General features: G+C 66.2%; 15 protein-coding genes and 1 tRNA gene. 6 read left to right on the forward strand and 10 right to left on the reverse strand.

Annotated features, from left to right (window positions below; genetic code table 11):
* Nucleotides 1-29: 29 nt before the first annotated feature.
* From QUV35_RS10690 to QUV35_RS10710, 5 genes are all read right to left on the reverse strand, one after another.
* Nucleotides 30-896 carry a 2OG-Fe(II) oxygenase gene (locus tag QUV35_RS10690; protein WP_300873505.1) on the reverse strand — a complete coding sequence of 289 codons (867 nt, stop codon included), beginning with the start codon at nucleotides 894-896 and terminating at the stop codon, nucleotides 30-32.
* Between the two features lie 10 nt (nucleotides 897-906).
* Complete coding sequence (gene yaaA / locus QUV35_RS10695) at nucleotides 907-1,683, reverse strand: peroxide stress protein YaaA (protein WP_300873506.1); 777 nt, start codon at nucleotides 1,681-1,683, stop codon at nucleotides 907-909.
* Between the two features lie 99 nt (nucleotides 1,684-1,782).
* On the reverse strand, nucleotides 1,783-2,373 hold the full coding sequence (locus tag QUV35_RS10700) for a DUF3501 family protein (protein WP_300873507.1): 591 nt from the start codon (nucleotides 2,371-2,373) through the stop codon (nucleotides 1,783-1,785).
* 9 nt (nucleotides 2,374-2,382) lie between these two features.
* Nucleotides 2,383-3,732 (reverse strand): heterodisulfide reductase-related iron-sulfur binding cluster, encoded by a 1,350-nt coding sequence (locus QUV35_RS10705; RefSeq protein WP_300873509.1) that lies wholly within the window; start codon nucleotides 3,730-3,732, stop codon nucleotides 2,383-2,385.
* A gap of 176 nt (nucleotides 3,733-3,908) precedes the next feature.
* Nucleotides 3,909-4,331 carry a rubrerythrin family protein gene (locus QUV35_RS10710; RefSeq protein WP_300873510.1) on the reverse strand — a complete coding sequence of 141 codons (423 nt, stop codon included), beginning with the start codon at nucleotides 4,329-4,331 and terminating at the stop codon, nucleotides 3,909-3,911.
* Between the two features lie 286 nt (nucleotides 4,332-4,617).
* On the opposite strand from QUV35_RS10710, the gene QUV35_RS10715 reads away from it, so the two are divergent.
* The 4 genes from QUV35_RS10715 to QUV35_RS10730 all read left to right on the forward strand — a co-directional run bounded on the left by QUV35_RS10715 (nucleotide 4,618) and on the right by QUV35_RS10730 (nucleotide 10,210).
* Entirely contained in the window at nucleotides 4,618-5,229 is a 612-nt protein-coding gene (locus QUV35_RS10715; RefSeq protein WP_300873512.1) for a VOC family protein, read from the forward strand.
* A 52-nt stretch (nucleotides 5,230-5,281) separates the two neighbouring features.
* The gene (locus tag QUV35_RS10720) at nucleotides 5,282-7,012 is read left to right on the forward strand and encodes an FAD-dependent oxidoreductase (protein ID WP_300873514.1); all 1,731 of its coding nucleotides are present in this window, start codon (nucleotides 5,282-5,284) and stop codon (nucleotides 7,010-7,012) included.
* Nucleotides 7,009-7,206: a DUF2783 domain-containing protein gene (locus QUV35_RS10725; RefSeq protein ID WP_300873516.1), complete on the forward strand. Its 198-nt coding sequence runs from the start codon at nucleotides 7,009-7,011 to the stop codon at nucleotides 7,204-7,206. Before QUV35_RS10720 ends, QUV35_RS10725 begins: the two co-directional genes overlap by 4 nt.
* Before the next feature lie 85 nt (nucleotides 7,207-7,291).
* Nucleotides 7,292-10,210: a valine--tRNA ligase gene (locus QUV35_RS10730; RefSeq protein ID WP_300873518.1), complete on the forward strand. Its 2,919-nt coding sequence runs from the start codon at nucleotides 7,292-7,294 to the stop codon at nucleotides 10,208-10,210.
* A gap of 56 nt (nucleotides 10,211-10,266) precedes the next feature.
* Here QUV35_RS10730 and QUV35_RS10735 read toward each other — a convergent pair whose 3' ends face one another.
* The 4 genes from QUV35_RS10735 to cysM all read right to left on the reverse strand — a co-directional run bounded on the left by QUV35_RS10735 (nucleotide 10,267) and on the right by cysM (nucleotide 13,096).
* On the reverse strand, nucleotides 10,267-11,307 hold the full coding sequence (locus QUV35_RS10735) for an NAD(P)-dependent oxidoreductase (RefSeq protein WP_300873520.1): 1,041 nt from the start codon (nucleotides 11,305-11,307) through the stop codon (nucleotides 10,267-10,269).
* 26 nt (nucleotides 11,308-11,333) lie between these two features.
* Nucleotides 11,334-11,561: a sulfurtransferase TusA family protein gene (locus tag QUV35_RS10740; RefSeq protein ID WP_300873522.1), complete on the reverse strand. Its 228-nt coding sequence runs from the start codon at nucleotides 11,559-11,561 to the stop codon at nucleotides 11,334-11,336.
* Between the two features lie 76 nt (nucleotides 11,562-11,637).
* The gene (locus QUV35_RS10745; protein ID WP_300873524.1) at nucleotides 11,638-12,186 is read right to left on the reverse strand and encodes an NUDIX domain-containing protein; all 549 of its coding nucleotides are present in this window, start codon (nucleotides 12,184-12,186) and stop codon (nucleotides 11,638-11,640) included.
* Between the two features lie 7 nt (nucleotides 12,187-12,193).
* Complete coding sequence (gene cysM / locus QUV35_RS10750; RefSeq protein WP_300873526.1) at nucleotides 12,194-13,096, reverse strand: cysteine synthase CysM; 903 nt, start codon at nucleotides 13,094-13,096, stop codon at nucleotides 12,194-12,196.
* 39 nt (nucleotides 13,097-13,135) lie between these two features.
* Here cysM and QUV35_RS10755 point away from each other — a divergent pair.
* A tRNA-Leu gene (locus tag QUV35_RS10755) sits at nucleotides 13,136-13,220 on the forward strand.
* A gap of 123 nt (nucleotides 13,221-13,343) precedes the next feature.
* Nucleotides 13,344-14,321: a calcium/sodium antiporter gene (locus tag QUV35_RS10760; protein ID WP_300873528.1), complete on the forward strand. Its 978-nt coding sequence runs from the start codon at nucleotides 13,344-13,346 to the stop codon at nucleotides 14,319-14,321.
* Nucleotides 14,322-14,328: 7 nt separating this feature from the next.
* Here the strand turns inward: QUV35_RS10760 and QUV35_RS10765 are convergent, their stop codons facing one another.
* The gene (locus tag QUV35_RS10765; protein WP_300873530.1) at nucleotides 14,329-15,249 is read right to left on the reverse strand and encodes an SDR family oxidoreductase; all 921 of its coding nucleotides are present in this window, start codon (nucleotides 15,247-15,249) and stop codon (nucleotides 14,329-14,331) included.
* Nucleotides 15,250-15,283 lie beyond the last annotated feature (34 nt).

Genomic DNA, 15,283 nt, shown 5'->3' on the forward strand with positions numbered 1-15,283 from the left:
GGCCTGGGGTGATGGTCATGCCTGGCGCTTCAGACGAATTCGCGCTCGCGCAGCCATTTCGTGGCCACCCACTTCTCGCCCTCGATCACCGGCGCGCCGCCGTGCAGCGTGCGGGTCGAGGGGTGAGGCCGGTCGTAGCTGAAGAACACGGCGTTGCCGCGCACCGGCGCCACCTCGAGCCCGATGTCGGGGAAGGTGGTGCCGCCACCGCGCGCGGGCTCGCTCAGGTACATCACCAGCGTGGCCAGGCGCTGCCCGCCGCGCTTGAGGATGCTCGGCGTGCCCGGTTCGTCGGGGTCGAAGTAGTCGTAGTGCGGCTTGTACTCGGCGCCCGGGCGGTAGTGCAGCACCTGAAAGCCCTCGCCGTTGACCAGCGGCCAGTTGAGCAGGCGGGCGATGCGCGCTTCGATGCGCGCCACCTCGGGCGTCTGCCCGCGCGTGAAGAACATGCCGCTGCTGGTGCGATCCGGGTTGAGCTCTTCGCCGCCGGTCTTGATGGCCACGGTGAGCGAGCGCGCGAGCTGCGGGCGGGCCGATTCGATCAGGGCTTCGCACTCCTCGGCACTGAGCAGGTTGCCCAGCACCACCACGCGCGGCTGGCTCAAGGCCACGATCACATCGACCATGCGGTCACCGGCATCGATCTGGCGCGGCGACTGGCTCAGGTCGAGGTCGGGCAGCCGCCGCAAGGCAGCAGCGGCTTCGCGACGCACCGGTGCGGCCGGTTGAACCGCCACCGGCACAGGGTCTTTCCAGGTGACGTTCAGTGCTGCGAGCGCCACCGGTTGTTGCCAGCCCGAAGCCACCATGGCGGCCAGCACGGCGTCGCGCGAGAAGCCGGCGGCGGCTTGCTCCACGATCCACTGGCGCAATTCGGGGGTGATCGGCTGGTTCATGGTCATCTCCTCAAGCCCTGGCCTCGCGGCGGAACACCAGGCGGTCGGGCCCGGAGGCGGCGCTGTTGAAGCGGTAGCCTTCCAGGTCGAAGTGTTTGAGCTGCTCGGGTGTGGTGACGCGGTGCTGCACCGCGTGACGCACCATGAGTCCGCGCGCACGCTTGGCCATGAAGCTGATGACCTTGTAACCATCGGCCTTGCGCTCCTCGAACACACAGGTCACCACGCGCGGCAGCAGCACCTTGCGGTCGACGGCCTTGAAGTATTCCTCGCTGGCGAGGTTGATCACCACCGGGCTCAGGTCGGCGCGCGCGCGTTCATTGAGGTGGTCTGCGATCTGGCGACCCCAGAACGCATACAGGTTCTTGCCCCGGTGGGTGGGCAGGCGCGTGCCCATCTCCAGCCGGTAGGGCTGCATGCGGTCGAGCGGACGCAGCACACCGTAGAGGCCGCTGAGGATGCACAGGTGCTGCTGCAGCCAGTCGAGGTCGGGACCGGTGAGGGATTTCGCATCGAGGCCACCGTAGACATCACCGTCGAAGGCGAGCACGGCCTGCCGGGAATTCTTCGCGGTGAACGTCGGCTGCCAGGCCTGGTAGCGCGCCACGTTCAGCCCCGACAGGGTGTCGGACAACTTCATGAGCCCGGCGATCTGTTGCGGCGACTGCCCACGAAGAACGTCGATCAGCTCGGCCGCCTGTTTCACGAACAGCGGCTGGGTGTGGGGAGCCTCGGGGCGCGGGGACTCGTAGTCGAGCGCCTTGGCAGGGGAAAGCAGGAACAGCATGGGAGGAAGGTCCGGTCGGGTTCGGGTGGATGCGGTCGGGCCATGAAAAAGGGCTTCCCGAGGGAAGCCCTGATTATCGCCACCGCCACCGCCACCGCCCTAGCGCAGGTCGCCCGCCAGAGAGGCCAGCGTCTCGGGAGACACCTGCACATGGGCGGGGTAGTGGGTGTGATCGCAGCCGATCTTGACAGCAGCGCCGGCCTGGATGGCGGCGCGCATCGCCGGTGTGAATTCGAAACGCACAAAGTGCACGGCGGAGGTCTTGACATCGTTCTCGCGGTCGAGGTCTTCGTCGGCAATGGCGTAGACACGCGCATGGCCTTCGACCTCGACGAACATGCGGTCTTCCACGCCGATCAGGCGGGCGAGTTCGCGCTTGCGTTCGTTGATGTCGGTGTACTCGATCATCATCGTGGCCTTCCAGTTGGAGCCGTCGGGCACGAGCGGCGCATAGGCCTCGATCTCCTGCTGGATGCCCTCTTCCTCGAACACCTTCTCGATGCGCAGCATTTCCTGGATCTGGTAACGGATGGTGGTCTCGCTCTCGAACTGCAGGTTGATGTGCTCCCCCAGCTGCACGCTGCGCAGCTTGCGGTGTGCGATGACATCGGGCTTGTGGACCTTGCGCCACTTGGTGTAGGCCTCCAGGCTCATGAGCGAGTCGGCGGTGATGTGGCCGGTGAGTTGCATGGGGTCTCCTTATTTCAGTCCGTAGGCGCGCGCCACCAGGCTCAATGGGTGCTGCAGTTCGGGCGCACCCAGACCGTTCACTTCAAAGCCCTGTGCAATGTGGTGGCCGCCGAGCGGGCAGTCCGAACTGATGTAGTCCGGCTGGCTGCCGTCCTTCATGGTGGCCATGGCCTTGAACACCGGCTTGCCGATCTTCATGGCGGTCTGGTGGGTGGCCTTCTTCACACCGAAGGTGCCGGCATGGCCCGAGCAGCGTTCAATGGTGTTGAGGGTCGTGTCCGGAATCATCTTGAGCATTTCCTCGGTCTTGCGACCGATGTTCTGCACCCGGCCGTGGCACGGGATCTGGTAGCTCACCTTGCCCAGTTTCTGCGGAAATTCCGTCTTGAGCAGCCCGTCGCGCTTGCGGGCCATGAGGTATTCAAACGGGTCCCACACATGCTCCTTCACGAGCTGGGTGTCGGCGTCGTCGGGGAACATCAGCGGAATTTCCTGCTTGAACATCAGCGAGCAGCTCGGCACCGCCGAAAGGATGGCGAATCCGTCCCTGGCGTACTTGGCGAGCACCGGGATGTTGGCCTCCTTGCTCGCCTGCACCGAGTCGAGGTCACCCAGTTCCAGCTTGGGCATGCCGCAGCATTTCTCCTTCTCCACGATCACGTACGGAATGTCGTTGTGGTCGAGGATCCTGAGCAGGTCCAGGCCGATGCCGGGCTCGTTGTAGTTGACATAGCAGGTGGCGAAGATCGCCACCTTGCCCGGCGTCTTCTCGCCGTCCTTCACGACCGTGGCGCTGGCCTCGGGTGCCGACGAGCGAAACCGTTTCGTCGCGAGTTCGGGCAGCCAGGCTTCCTTGTCAACGCCGGCCACGCTTTCCATCACGTTGCGGGCCAGCTTCGTCTTGTTGATCGCGTTGACCGCCTGCACCACGATCGGGATGCCCGCGAACTGGCCATGCACGTCGGTGGAAGCGAGGAATTTTTCGGCAGCACCGACCTCGCCCTTTTTGAACTTGATCGCCTTGGCCCGCAGCATGGTGTGCGGGAAGTCCAGGTTCCATTCGTGCGGCGGCGTGTAGGGGCACTTGGTCATGTAGCAGAGGTCGCACATGTAGCACTGGTCCACCACCTTCCAGTAATCCTTCTTGTCGACGCCGTCGACCTCCATGGTCTTGCTCTCGTCGACCAGATCGAACAAGGTGGGAAAGGAGCCGCACAGGCTCACACAGCGGCGGCAACCGTGGCAGATGTCGAAGATGCGCTCCAGCTCGTGGAAGCACTTCTCCTCGTCGTGAAAGTCCGGGTTTTTCCAGTCCAGCGCATGCCGCGTGGGCGCCTGCAGATTGCCTTCTGTGGCCATGGGGTCCTCGTCGAAAGAAACAACTTCACCAGGTTTTCGTCAGGGCTCCGCAAGCCCTGACGAAAACGCTGCGCTCCAGTGAGCGCAGCTTCCAGGACACCGCGGCCATGGCTCGGCCAGGCCGCAGGTGTCACCCCTTGCAGAGGTCGCGCGAAGCGCTGCGGGGGTGAGCCCTCTCAATCCACCAGTTCGTTCAAGGCCTTGGTGTAGCGGTTGGCGTGCGAGCGCTCGGCCTTGGCCAAGGTCTCGAACCAGTCGGCCACCTCGTCGAAACCTTCCTCGCGCGCGGTCTTGGCCATGCCGGGGTACATGTCGGTGTACTCGTGGGTCTCACCAGCCACGGCCGAGGCGAGGTTGTCGCGCGTGGAGCCGATCGGCATGCCGGTGGCCGGGTCACCCGACTGCTCCAGGAACTCCAGGTGGCCGTGTGCATGGCCGGTTTCGCCTTCGGCGGTGGAGCGGAACAGGGCGGCCACGTCGTTCTGGCCTTCCACGTCGGCCTTGTTCGCGAAGTACAGGTAGCGGCGGTTGGCCTGGGATTCGCCGGCGAAGGCGTCTTTCAGGCACTGCTCGGTTTTCGAGCCTTTCAATGCGGGCATGGGGTTCTCCTTTCGTGGGTTGAAGAAGCGCTCGACAGGTGCAGAAAGCTGTCTGCATCCGCAGAGACCGGCAAACCTTAGCCCTGACGGACGTCTGCGTCCAATTGTTCCGGGCTATGCGGGGCATTGCATTGCTCTATCGGACGAACCCGGTGGATATCCCCTTCCAGGCTGGGTCGACAAGCCGGCAGCAAAGCCGCAAACTCCCGGAACACCGATTCAATGATTGCACTAAACGAAATGAATTGCATAATGTTGAATCCCGACCGACCTTGAGGAGACACCCATGAAGCCCGCCACCCTGCCCGCTCCGGCCCCGATCCAGCAGTTGCACCACTTCGCCCACCGGGCCAGGGATGCCGAGGAAACGCGCCGCTTCTACGAGGACATCCTGGGCCTGCCGCTCTACCACATCATCCAGAGCGACCACGTGCCCAGCACGGGCGAGTACTGCCCGTACACGCACTTCTTCTTCCGCCTGCAGGACGGCTCCTTCATTGCCTTCTTCGACCTCGGCGACGACGAGGCTGCGTTGCCCAGCCCGAACACGCCGAAGTGGGTCAACCACATCAGCTTTCGCGTGAACACCGAGCGCGAGCTCGAAGACACCAAGGCGCGTCTGCAGGCCAGCGGCATCGAGGTGCTGGGCGTGACCGACCACCACATCTTCAAGAGCATTTACTTTTTCGATCCGAACGGCATCCGGCTGGAACTCACGGCGCAACTGGCCGACGAGTTCGAGATGCTCGAAGAGAGCAAGACGGCGCATGCGCGGCTGGCCGAATGGACCCGGCGCAAGGAACAGTGGCGCCGGGAACGGGCCGAGGGCCACACGGCCGAACCCCTGAAGCCGCAGCAAAACGATCGACCCGAAGTGGGTGGACGCGCGAAGGCCTGAGCTGCCCGGTTGCGGCACACCACGGCAAGACACACCCAGCAAGGAAAGACGCATGCCCATGACGACCTGGCGCGAGACGGCGCTCACCAACAGCTACGAGTTCGCCGCCGGCGCGGGCTACGAGTTGCCGCAATACCCGTTTGTTGAGCCGCCGGAACTCCATGCCAACCGTCGGGTGCGACACCCCGTGGTCATCGTGGGTGGCGGCATCACCGGCCTCACCATGGCCTGTTCGCTGGCGCACCTGGGCGTGCGGGCGGTGCTGATCGACGAAGACAACACCGTCGGCGTGAAGGGAGCCTCGTCGCGCGGCATCTGCTACACGCAGAAGTCGCTCGAGATTTTTCAGCGCCTCGGACTCTACGAACGCATCGCGGCCAAGGGGGTGCAGTGGAGCGTGGGCCGCACCTTCGCCGGCCACGACGAGGTCTACAGCTTCGACTTGCGCCAGCAAGGCAACTTCCACCTCTCGCGCCAGCCGCCCTTCATCAACATCCAGCAGTTCTACATCGAAGGTTTCCTGGTCGAGCGCATCCAGGAACTCGGCGCGGTCGAACTGCGCTGGCAGAACCGCCTCACCGCCTTCGAGCAGAACGCCGACTTCGCCACGCTGACGATCGAAACGCCAGCTGGCCCTTACCAGCTGGAGGCCGAGCACGTGATCGACGCCAGCGGCTCGCACAGCCCGCTGCGCAAGTGGCTGAACGTGCCCTTCGACAGCAAGCGCGGCGACGACCGCTGGTGCATCGCCGACGTGCGCTTCTCCACCCACCCGCCGCAAGAGCGCCACACCTGGATCGAAGCACCTTTCAATGACAACCGCGCGGTGTGGCAGCACCTCATGGCCGACGACGTCTGGCGCATCGACTACCAGATGGCGCCCAACGCCGACCCCGAGGCCGTGAGCCGCGAAGACGTGGTGCGCGAGCGCCTGGCGCGCCAGTTCGGCGCCGACGTGCAGGTCGACATCGTCTGGGTCGGGCCGTACGCCTACCGCAGCGAGTGCGTGCACGCCATGCGCCACGGCCGTGTGTTCCTGATGGGTGACTCGGCCAAGGTGGTGAGCCCGTTCGGCGCGCGCGGCGGCAACACCGGCGTGGCCGACGCCGACAACCTGGCCTGGAAACTGGCCGCCGTGCTCAGCGGCAAGGCCGACGGTGCGCTGCTGGAGAGCTACAACGACGAGCGCCTGGACGCAGCCCGGCAAAACGTCAGCGTGACCAACCGCACCGCGCGTTTCCTGCGCCCGGCCGACGGTACCGAGCGCGTGTTTCGCCAGGCCGCCATCGGCCTGGCGAAACAACACCCGTTTGCCCGCGCACTCATCAACACCGGCCGCATGGCCGTGGCCAATGCCTACGCCCACTCACGCGCCTGCACCTATGCACCGACCGGTGCGGCAGGCCAGTCGGTGCAGAACGTGGGCTTCGAATGGGCGGACGGATCGTCGGGCGATGTGAACGACCTGATCAGCTGGGCCCACGGCGACCTGCTCGTGCTGGCCTTCGGCGAACTGCCACCGACCACCCTGCAGCGCCTGCGCCGCCTGTGCCTGGACGCACCGGTGCGCAGCGTTCAGGTGCTCGGCGCCCGGGGCACGGCCCAGGCCCTGGAGCATGTGCGCGACCCCCGGGGCCACCTGCAAGGCGCCTGCCTCGCAGATGGCCAGGCCTGGGCGCTGGTGCGCCCGGACGGTTACCTGGCGGCCACGGGAGAGGCCATCAATGCCCAACTGGTCGCGGCCATCGAGCGATCGCTGGGCCTGCGCGGAGAACCAGCATGAAGACCACCAACGAATTCCAGGACGCCGACGCGTTCTACGAACACCTGCTCGACGCCCACGCGGGTCTCTCGCGCGACCACTCGGAGCTGCTCAACGCGCGCCTGATCCTGCTGCTGGCCAACCAGATCGGTGACGCGCAGGTGCTCAAGGCCTGCATCGACGCCGCGCGCGATGCGCCCGCCAGCCCGGGCTGAGGGACCGGTCGAATAAAATCCGCGGGTACCCCCATTTCCCCTCACGGCATCCTGCGGGATGCCGTTTCCATTTTTGGCGCGCCCCATGACCGACACCCTGAACCAACCCGGCCTGCAATCCCTGGCCAAATCGTTCGAACCCGCTCCGCTCGAAGCCCGCTGGGGCCCCGAGTGGGAGAAGCGCGGCTACGGCATGGCTGGCTTCCGTGGCACGGGCGCACCCCGGGCCGACGCTGCGTCGTTCGCGATCCAGTTGCCCCCGCCCAATGTGACCGGCACGCTGCACATGGGCCACGCGTTCAACCAGACCATCATGGACAGCCTCACGCGCTACCACCGCATGGCCGGCGCGAACACGGTCTGGGTGCCCGGCACCGACCACGCCGGCATTGCCACGCAGATCGTGGTGGAGCGCCAGTTGCAGGCCAGGGGCATCAGCCGCCACGACATGGGCCCCACGCCCGCCGAAGCGCGCAAGAACTTCGTGGCCAAGGTCTGGGAGTGGAAGGAAGAGAGCGGCAACACCATCACCACGCAGATGCGCCGAATGGGCGACAGCGTGGACTGGAGCCGCGAGTACTTCACCATGGACGCCAAGCTCTCGAGCGTGGTGACCGAGACCTTTGTGCGCCTCTACGAGCAGGGCCTGATCTACCGCGGCAAACGCCTGGTGAACTGGGATCCGGTGCTCAAGACCGCGGTGTCCGATCTCGAGGTCGAGAGCGAGGAAGAAGAAGGCTCGCTGTGGCACATTGCCTACCCGCTGTCCGACGGCAGCGGTTCGCTCACCGTGGCCACCACCCGCCCTGAAACCCTGCTCGGTGACGTGGCGGTGATGGTCCACCCGGAAGACGAGCGTTACACCCACCTGATCGGCAAGACGGTGCACCTGCCCCTGTGCGATCGCGACATCCCGGTGATCGCCGACGCCTATGTGGACCGCGCCTTCGGCACCGGCGTGGTCAAGGTCACCCCGGCGCACGACGCCAACGACCATGCGGTGGGCCAGCGCCACGGACTGCCCGTCATCGGTGTGCTGACACTGGACGCCGCGATCAACGAAAACGCGCCGGCGAAATACCAGGGCATGGACCGCTTCGTGGCGCGCAAGGCGGTGGTGGCCGACCTCGAGGCCGCCGGCCTGCTGGTGGAAACCAGGAAGCACAAGCTCATGGTGCCGCGCTGCGCCCGCAGCGGCCAGGTGATCGAACCCATGCTCACCGACCAGTGGTTCGTCGCCATGCAGTCCAGGGGCAACGAGAAGAACACCAGCGGCACGTCGATTGCCGACAAGGCGATCGCGGCCGTGCAGTCGGGCGAGGTCAAGTTCGTGCCCGAGAACTGGATCAACACCTACAACCAGTGGATGAACAACATCCAGGACTGGTGCATCAGCCGCCAGCTCTGGTGGGGCCACCAGATCCCGGCCTGGTACGACGAAGCGGGCAACGTGATCGTGGCGCGCAGCGAGGCCCAGGCCCAGGCCCAGGCCCCGGGCCAGACACTCGTGCGCGACCCCGACGTGCTCGATACCTGGTATTCGTCGGCCCTGGTGCCGTTCAGCACCATGGGATGGCCCCAGTCCGACAACGCCGTTCAGGGCGACCAGGAGTTGTCGGACTACAACCTCTACCTGCCCAGCACCGTGCTGGTGACCGGCTACGACATCATCTTCTTCTGGGTCGCCCGGATGATCATGATGACGACGCACTTCACCGGTCGCGTGCCGTTCAGGCACGTCTACATCCACGGCCTGGTGCGCGATGCGCAGGGCCAGAAGATGAGCAAGAGCGAGGGCAACGTGCTCGACCCGGTGGACCTGATCGACGGCATCGCGCTCGCGCCCTTGCTGGACAAGCGCACCACCGGCCTGCGCAAGCCCGAGACCGCGCCCAAGGTGCGCAAGCAGACCGAAAAGGAATTCCCGGACGGCATTCCGGCCTACGGTGCCGACGCCCTGCGCTTCACCTTCGCCGCGCTCGCCTCGCTGGGACGCAGCATCAACTTCGACAGCAAGCGCTGCGAGGGCTACCGCAACTTCTGCAACAAGCTCTGGAACGCCACGCGCTTCACCTTGATGAACTGCGAAGGTCAGGACTGCGGCCTGCAGGAGCACACCCAGGAACAGTGCGCGGTGGGCCAGCCCTTCCACGGCTACCTCAGCTTCAGCCAGGCCGACCGCTGGATCAGCTCGCTGCTGCAGCAGACCGAGGCCGAGGTGGCCAAAGGCTTTGCCGAGTACCGGCTGGACAATGTTGCCAACACCCTCTACGACTTCGTCTGGAACGAGTTCTGCGACTGGTACCTGGAAATCGCCAAGGTCCAGATACAGACCGGCGACGCCTCACAGCAGCGCGCCACCCGCCGGACGCTGATCCGCACGCTCGAGGCCATCCTGCGCCTGGCGCATCCGGTGATCCCGTTCATCACCGAAGAGCTGTGGCAGAAGGTCGCGCCGGTGGCGGGCCTGCCCGGCGAATCGGTGAGCATCGCGCGCTACCCGCAAGCCCAGTTGAACAAGATCGACGAGGCGGCGATCGCGCACGTCAACAAGCTCAAGGCGCTGGTGGACGCCTGCCGCAACCTGCGCGGCGAGATGAGCGTGTCGCCCGCCACGCGTCTGCCGCTGTACGTGCTGGGCGACACCGCGTGGATGCAGGCCATGGGCCCGGTGCTGCAGGGCCTGGCCAAACTCAACGAGGTGAAGGTGTTCACCGACGAAGCGGCGTGGGCCGCTGCAGCGCAGGCGGCACCGGTGGCCGTGGTCGGCGAGGCCCGCCTGTGCCTGTTCATGGAGATCGACCTGGCCGCCGAAAAACTGCGCCTGGGCAAGGAAGCCGCGCGGCTGGAGGGCGAGATCACCAAGGCCACCGCCAAGCTGTCCAACGAAGCCTTCGTGGCCAAGGCCCCGCCGGCGGTGATCGACCAGGAAAGAAAACGCGTGGCCGACTTCACGGCCACGCTGGAGAAGATGCGCGAACAGCTGCAGCGGCTGGGCGCCTGACAGAGAACCCACCAGATCGCTCCGGCGGCGGGGGGTGGCACCCCTCGTGCCGGGGGTCAGCCCCTGTGCAAGGCGATCGAGCCCCACTGCGAGGGCGTGACCGCCTGCGGGTCTTCGGGCTCGTGGTACCCGATGCTGTCCAGCACGGTGAAGTCGCTCGCAGCACCGTCATGCCCCACCGCGTGGGGTGACAGGGTTTCATGGATGCGGTGGGCCACATACCAGCTCGCGCGCAACTTGGCCTCGCGGGTGTGCGAACCGAGGCGCGGCGTGAGGTGCAGGTTGGGAATGCCGTGCAGGGGTGTGCCTTCGGCAGCGAACTGCGGGTTGGCACCGTCCATCAAGCAGGCGTCGATGCGCCCGTCGCACAAGGCCAGCGCCAGGGCGTCCTGGTCGAACAATGTGCTGCGGCTCACGCCCACCCACAGCTGGCCCGGCTTGCAGTGATTGAGCAGGCGCTCGTTGATCCAGCCGCGAAAACGCGAGGCGTAGACCATCTGCAGCGAGATCGCATCGGAGCGTGCCAGCAACTCCTGCAGGGACACCGGCTCCACGCCGAGCTTGTCCCAGATGGAGGCTGCATGGTGCACCGCCGGGTCGTAACCCAGCAGGCGCACGCCGAGGCACTTGAGCATGGGCGCCAGCGTGTGGGCCACCGGCGCCAGGCCCAGCAGGCCCACCGTGCTGCCCGAGAGTTCACGCCCCATGCGCACCTGGGAGATCTTGCGACCGAGCAGCGCGCTGATCATGCCGCGGCGGTACAGCATGAGCAGGCCATAGAGCAGGTATTCGGCGTTGGACCGGACGGTCGCGCTGCGCGCCTGCAGCACCCGCACATGGCGCCGCGCGCAGGCGTCCAGGTCGGTGTTGTCGCTGGAGATCTGCATGCGCGCCACGATCTCGAGCTTGGGAGAGAAATTGAGAAACTCCTCGGACACCACCACATGGGGAGGCAACACGATGGCCCGGGTCTTGTAGGTGGCCTTGCGCAACTCCACCGGGTCGTCCCCCAGTTCGGGGCGGTAGGCCACCTCGTGCCGCTCCTGCAGCCAGGACAGCGCCTCGGGCACCAGCGGATCGACGAGGAGAACTTCCATGGGGTCGGAGCGACCGGGGGTCGGCTTCAGCGGCGCTTGAGCAGCGTGATGTGATCCTCGCCCACGGTCTGCTGGTCGACCAGCACGTTCCCGGTTTGTTTGGCGAAGGCCTGGAAATCACGCACCGAACCCGCGTCGGTGGAAATCACCTTGAGGGTCTGGCCGCTGTGCATGTCGGCCAGCGCTTTTTTGGCTTTCAGGATGGGCAGCGGACAGTTGAGTCCGCGGGCATCGAGTTCTTTGTCGGCGTGCATGGGGCTTTCCTTGGATTGGACGCATTCTAAGCGGCGCGGACTTTTACCAGCGCCGTGTCTACGCACTCTTTCTGCGCTAGCTGACCGGGTTGGCAGGCCGCTGGACATCCTCCATGAAGACCGGCTCCAGGCCCTGGCCGCGCAGCCAGTCGGCCAGCGCAAACCCAGTGCCGGCGCGCCAGCAGCGGATGTTGGCGGGTGCCATGAGCTTGTACTCGGCCAGCTCCGGCGACAGCCGGACCTCGCCCTGCGCAAGCGCGTGATAGGTCACGATGAGCTGGTTCATGCGCTGAAAGTCATGCACCCCCACCAACGTGAGTTTTGTCACGTCCAGAGAGGTTTCTTCGGCAATCTCGCGACGAATGCCCTCCTCGGGCGACTCGCCCGCCTCCATGAATCCGGTGATCAGCCCGAACATGCGGCCCGACCAGGCGGCGTTGCGCGCAAGCAGGATGCGCCCGTCGAGTTCGACGATGGCGGCCAGCACCGGCGTGGGATTGTTCCAGTGGGTGAAACCGCAGGCCGGGCAGCGCAGGCGCTGCTTGTCGCCTCCGTCTTCGGCTTGCGTGATCCATTCCAGCGCGGTGGCGCACTGCGGGCAATGGCGGAACTCGACAGCGGTCATGCGCGCCTCAGGCGGGGAACACGCCGGTGGAGAGGTAACGGTCTCCCCGGTCGCACACGATGAAGACGATGGTGGCCTGCTCGACCCGGGCCGCGACCTGCTGGGCCACCCAGCATGCGCCCGCTGCCGAAATGCCCGCAAAGATGCCCTCCTCGCGTGCCATCTGCCGGCACATGGACTCGGCATCGGACTGGCTCACCAGAATGAGCTCGTCCACCGCGGCGGGGTCGTAGATCCTGGGCAGGTACTCGGTGGGCCACTTGCGGATGCCCGGGATGCGGGAGCCTTCGCTGGGCTGGGCACCGATGATCCGGATGGCCGGATTCTTTTCCTTCAGGAAGCGCGAGACCCCGGTGATGGTCCCGGTGGTGCCCATGGCGCTGACGAAGTGCGTGATGCGCCCACCGGTCTGCTCCCAGATCTCGGGCCCGGTGGTCTCGTAATGAACGCGGGGGTTGTCGGCGTTGGCGAACTGGTCGAGCACGCGGCCCTTGCCTTCGGCCTGCATCTTCAGCGCGAGGTCACGCGCCGATTCCATGCCGCCGCTCTTGGAGGTGAGGAGCAGTTCGGCGCCAAACGCCTTCATGGTCTGGGCGCGCTCGATGGAGAGGTCCTCGGGCATGATCAGCACCATGCGGTAACCCTTGATCGCCGCCGCCATCGCCAGCGCGATGCCGGTGTTGCCCGATGTGGCTTCAATGAGGGTATCGCCGGGCTTGATCTCGCCGCGTTCCTCGGCACGCCGGATCATCGAGACCGCCGGCCGGTCTTTCACCGAGCCTGCCGGGTTGTTGCCTTCGAGCTTGCCGAGCACCACATTGCCGCGCTGCGCGTTGTCCGCTGCACCGATGCGCTGCAGCGCCACCAGGGGCGTGTGGCCGATGGCGTCTTCTATCGTGGGGTAGTTCATCCTGTGCACTGTGCCATAATTTGCATCCCATTCCAGAGCGCCCGGGTGGTGAAATTGGTAGACGCGCCGGACTCAAAATCCGGTTCCGAAAGGAGTGCCGGTTCGATTCCGGCCCCGGGCACCACACACGAAGCCGCACCGCATCCGCCGTGCGGTTTTTTTGTGTGCGCGGCTTGAAACGGCGACTGAACAGAGACAATCCGCGAAGCTTCCACCCGATGTCCGCCCACCAGGAACACTGCCCGCCATGCTGATGCCTGCCCTCGCCGTACTCGCCGGACTGCTGCTGCTGGTCTGGAGCGCCGACCGCTTCGTTGAAGGCGCTTCCAGCACCGCCGGCCATTTCAGTGTGCCGCCCCTGCTGGTGGGCATGGTCATCGTCGGATTCGGCACCTCGGCGCCCGAGATGGTGGTCTCCACCCTGGCCGCATCGCAGGGCAACCCGGGACTGGCACTGGGCAACGCATGGGGCTCGAACATCGCCAACATCGCCCTCATCCTGGGCGTGACGGCGCTGGTCGCGCCCATCGTGGTCCAGTCGATGATCCTGCGCAAGGAGCTGCCCATCCTGACCGCTGTCACGCTGCTGGCGGGCTACCTGGTGTGGGACGGTGGGCTGGAACGCGCCGACGCCTGGGTGCTGCTCGGTGTGTTCGCGGTGCTGGTGGGTTGGTCGATCTTTGAAGGCATGCGCGGCGGCAGCGATGCCCTGGCGACGGAAACCGCCACCGAGTTGCAGGCCCATGCCATGCCGCTGTCGCGTTCCCTGTTGTGGGTGGTCGTGGGTCTGGTGGTGCTGGTGGGGAGTTCGCAACTGCTGGTCTGGGGTGCGGTGCAGATCGCGCAGGCGCTCGGCGTGAGCGACCTGATCATCGGCCTGACGGTGGTCGCCGTGGGCACGTCGCTGCCTGAACTGGCGTCTTGTGTGGCCGCGGCCCGCAAGGGCGAGCACGACATCGCACTGGGCAACGTGCTGGGCTCCAACCTGTTCAACTCGCTCGCGGTGGTGGGCATCGCCGGTGCGATCGCGCCGATGCAGATCGATGCCGAGGTCTTGACGCGCGACTACCCCGTCATGCTGGGCCTGACCGTGGTGCTCTTCCTGATGGGCTGGGGATTTCGCAAGCGGCAGGGGCGCATCAACCGGCTGGAGGCGCTGGCGCTGCTGGCGGCCTACGCCGGCTACACAGGCTACCTGATCACCACCGTGCTGCCTTCGGCCTGAGGCCGCCTCAGGCCTTCAGTCCGTCGGCCACGTGCGGGTAGCGCAGACGCAGGCCCAGTTCGTGTTTCATGCGGTGGTTGCGCAGCCGTCGCGACTCGCTCATGAAGCTCAGCAGCATCAGCGGCAAGCGGTCGCCGGCCGCATCGCGCGCCACCCGTGACGGGCGCGCAAGTCCGTACAGGTCGGCAGCAAGATCGAAGTAGTCACCCATCCGCAGCTCGGTGTCGTCGACCACGTTGATGTTGCGCTGCGCTGCGCCGCGCCACAGGGCGAGCGCACACGCACGCGCCAGATCATCGGCGTGAATGTGGTTGGTGTAGACATCGTCTTCCCGGCGCAGCACCGGGGTGCCGCGCAGCAGGCGTTCGCGAGGTGTTCCACCTTCGCGGTCGCTCGCGTAGATGCCGGGTATGCGCAGCACCGTGGTGCGCACACCGGTGGCCCGGCCCAGCCAGTGCACCGCCGCTTCCGCATCCACGCGACGCCAGGCGCGCGGCGTGAGCGGTCGGGCCGGCGTGGTCTCGTCCACCCAGCGGCCCTCGCAATCGCCGTACACCCCCGAGGTGGAGCCGTACACCAGCACCGAGGGCAAGGATCGCTGTGCCAGCGCCCGGGTGAGGGCGCGGGTGCGCGGGTCCAGCCGCCAATCGGCCAATTCGCCCGATGGCGGGGGGGCGAGGTGCAGCACGCGGGTGCCCAGGCCAGCGAGGCGGCGCAGGCTGCGGGGATCGTCCAGATCACCGAGCAGCGGCGTGATGCCCGCTGCACGCAAGCCCGGGATGCGCGTGGGGCTGGAGGTCAGCGCGAGCACACGCACGCGCGAGGCGTGGCCCAGGACAGCCGCGGCGCGCTGGCCAACGTCACCACAACCCACGATCAGGACCCGTTCACGCCGGAAGCGTGCGGGCAAGGCGCCAAGCAGGCTCATGCGATTTCCGAGTTTGAGACAATGACCGGCTGCC

Origin of the sequence: Hydrogenophaga sp. (genome assembly GCF_030373225.1) — a bacterium.
GTDB lineage: Bacteria > Pseudomonadota > Gammaproteobacteria > Burkholderiales > Burkholderiaceae_C > Hydrogenophaga.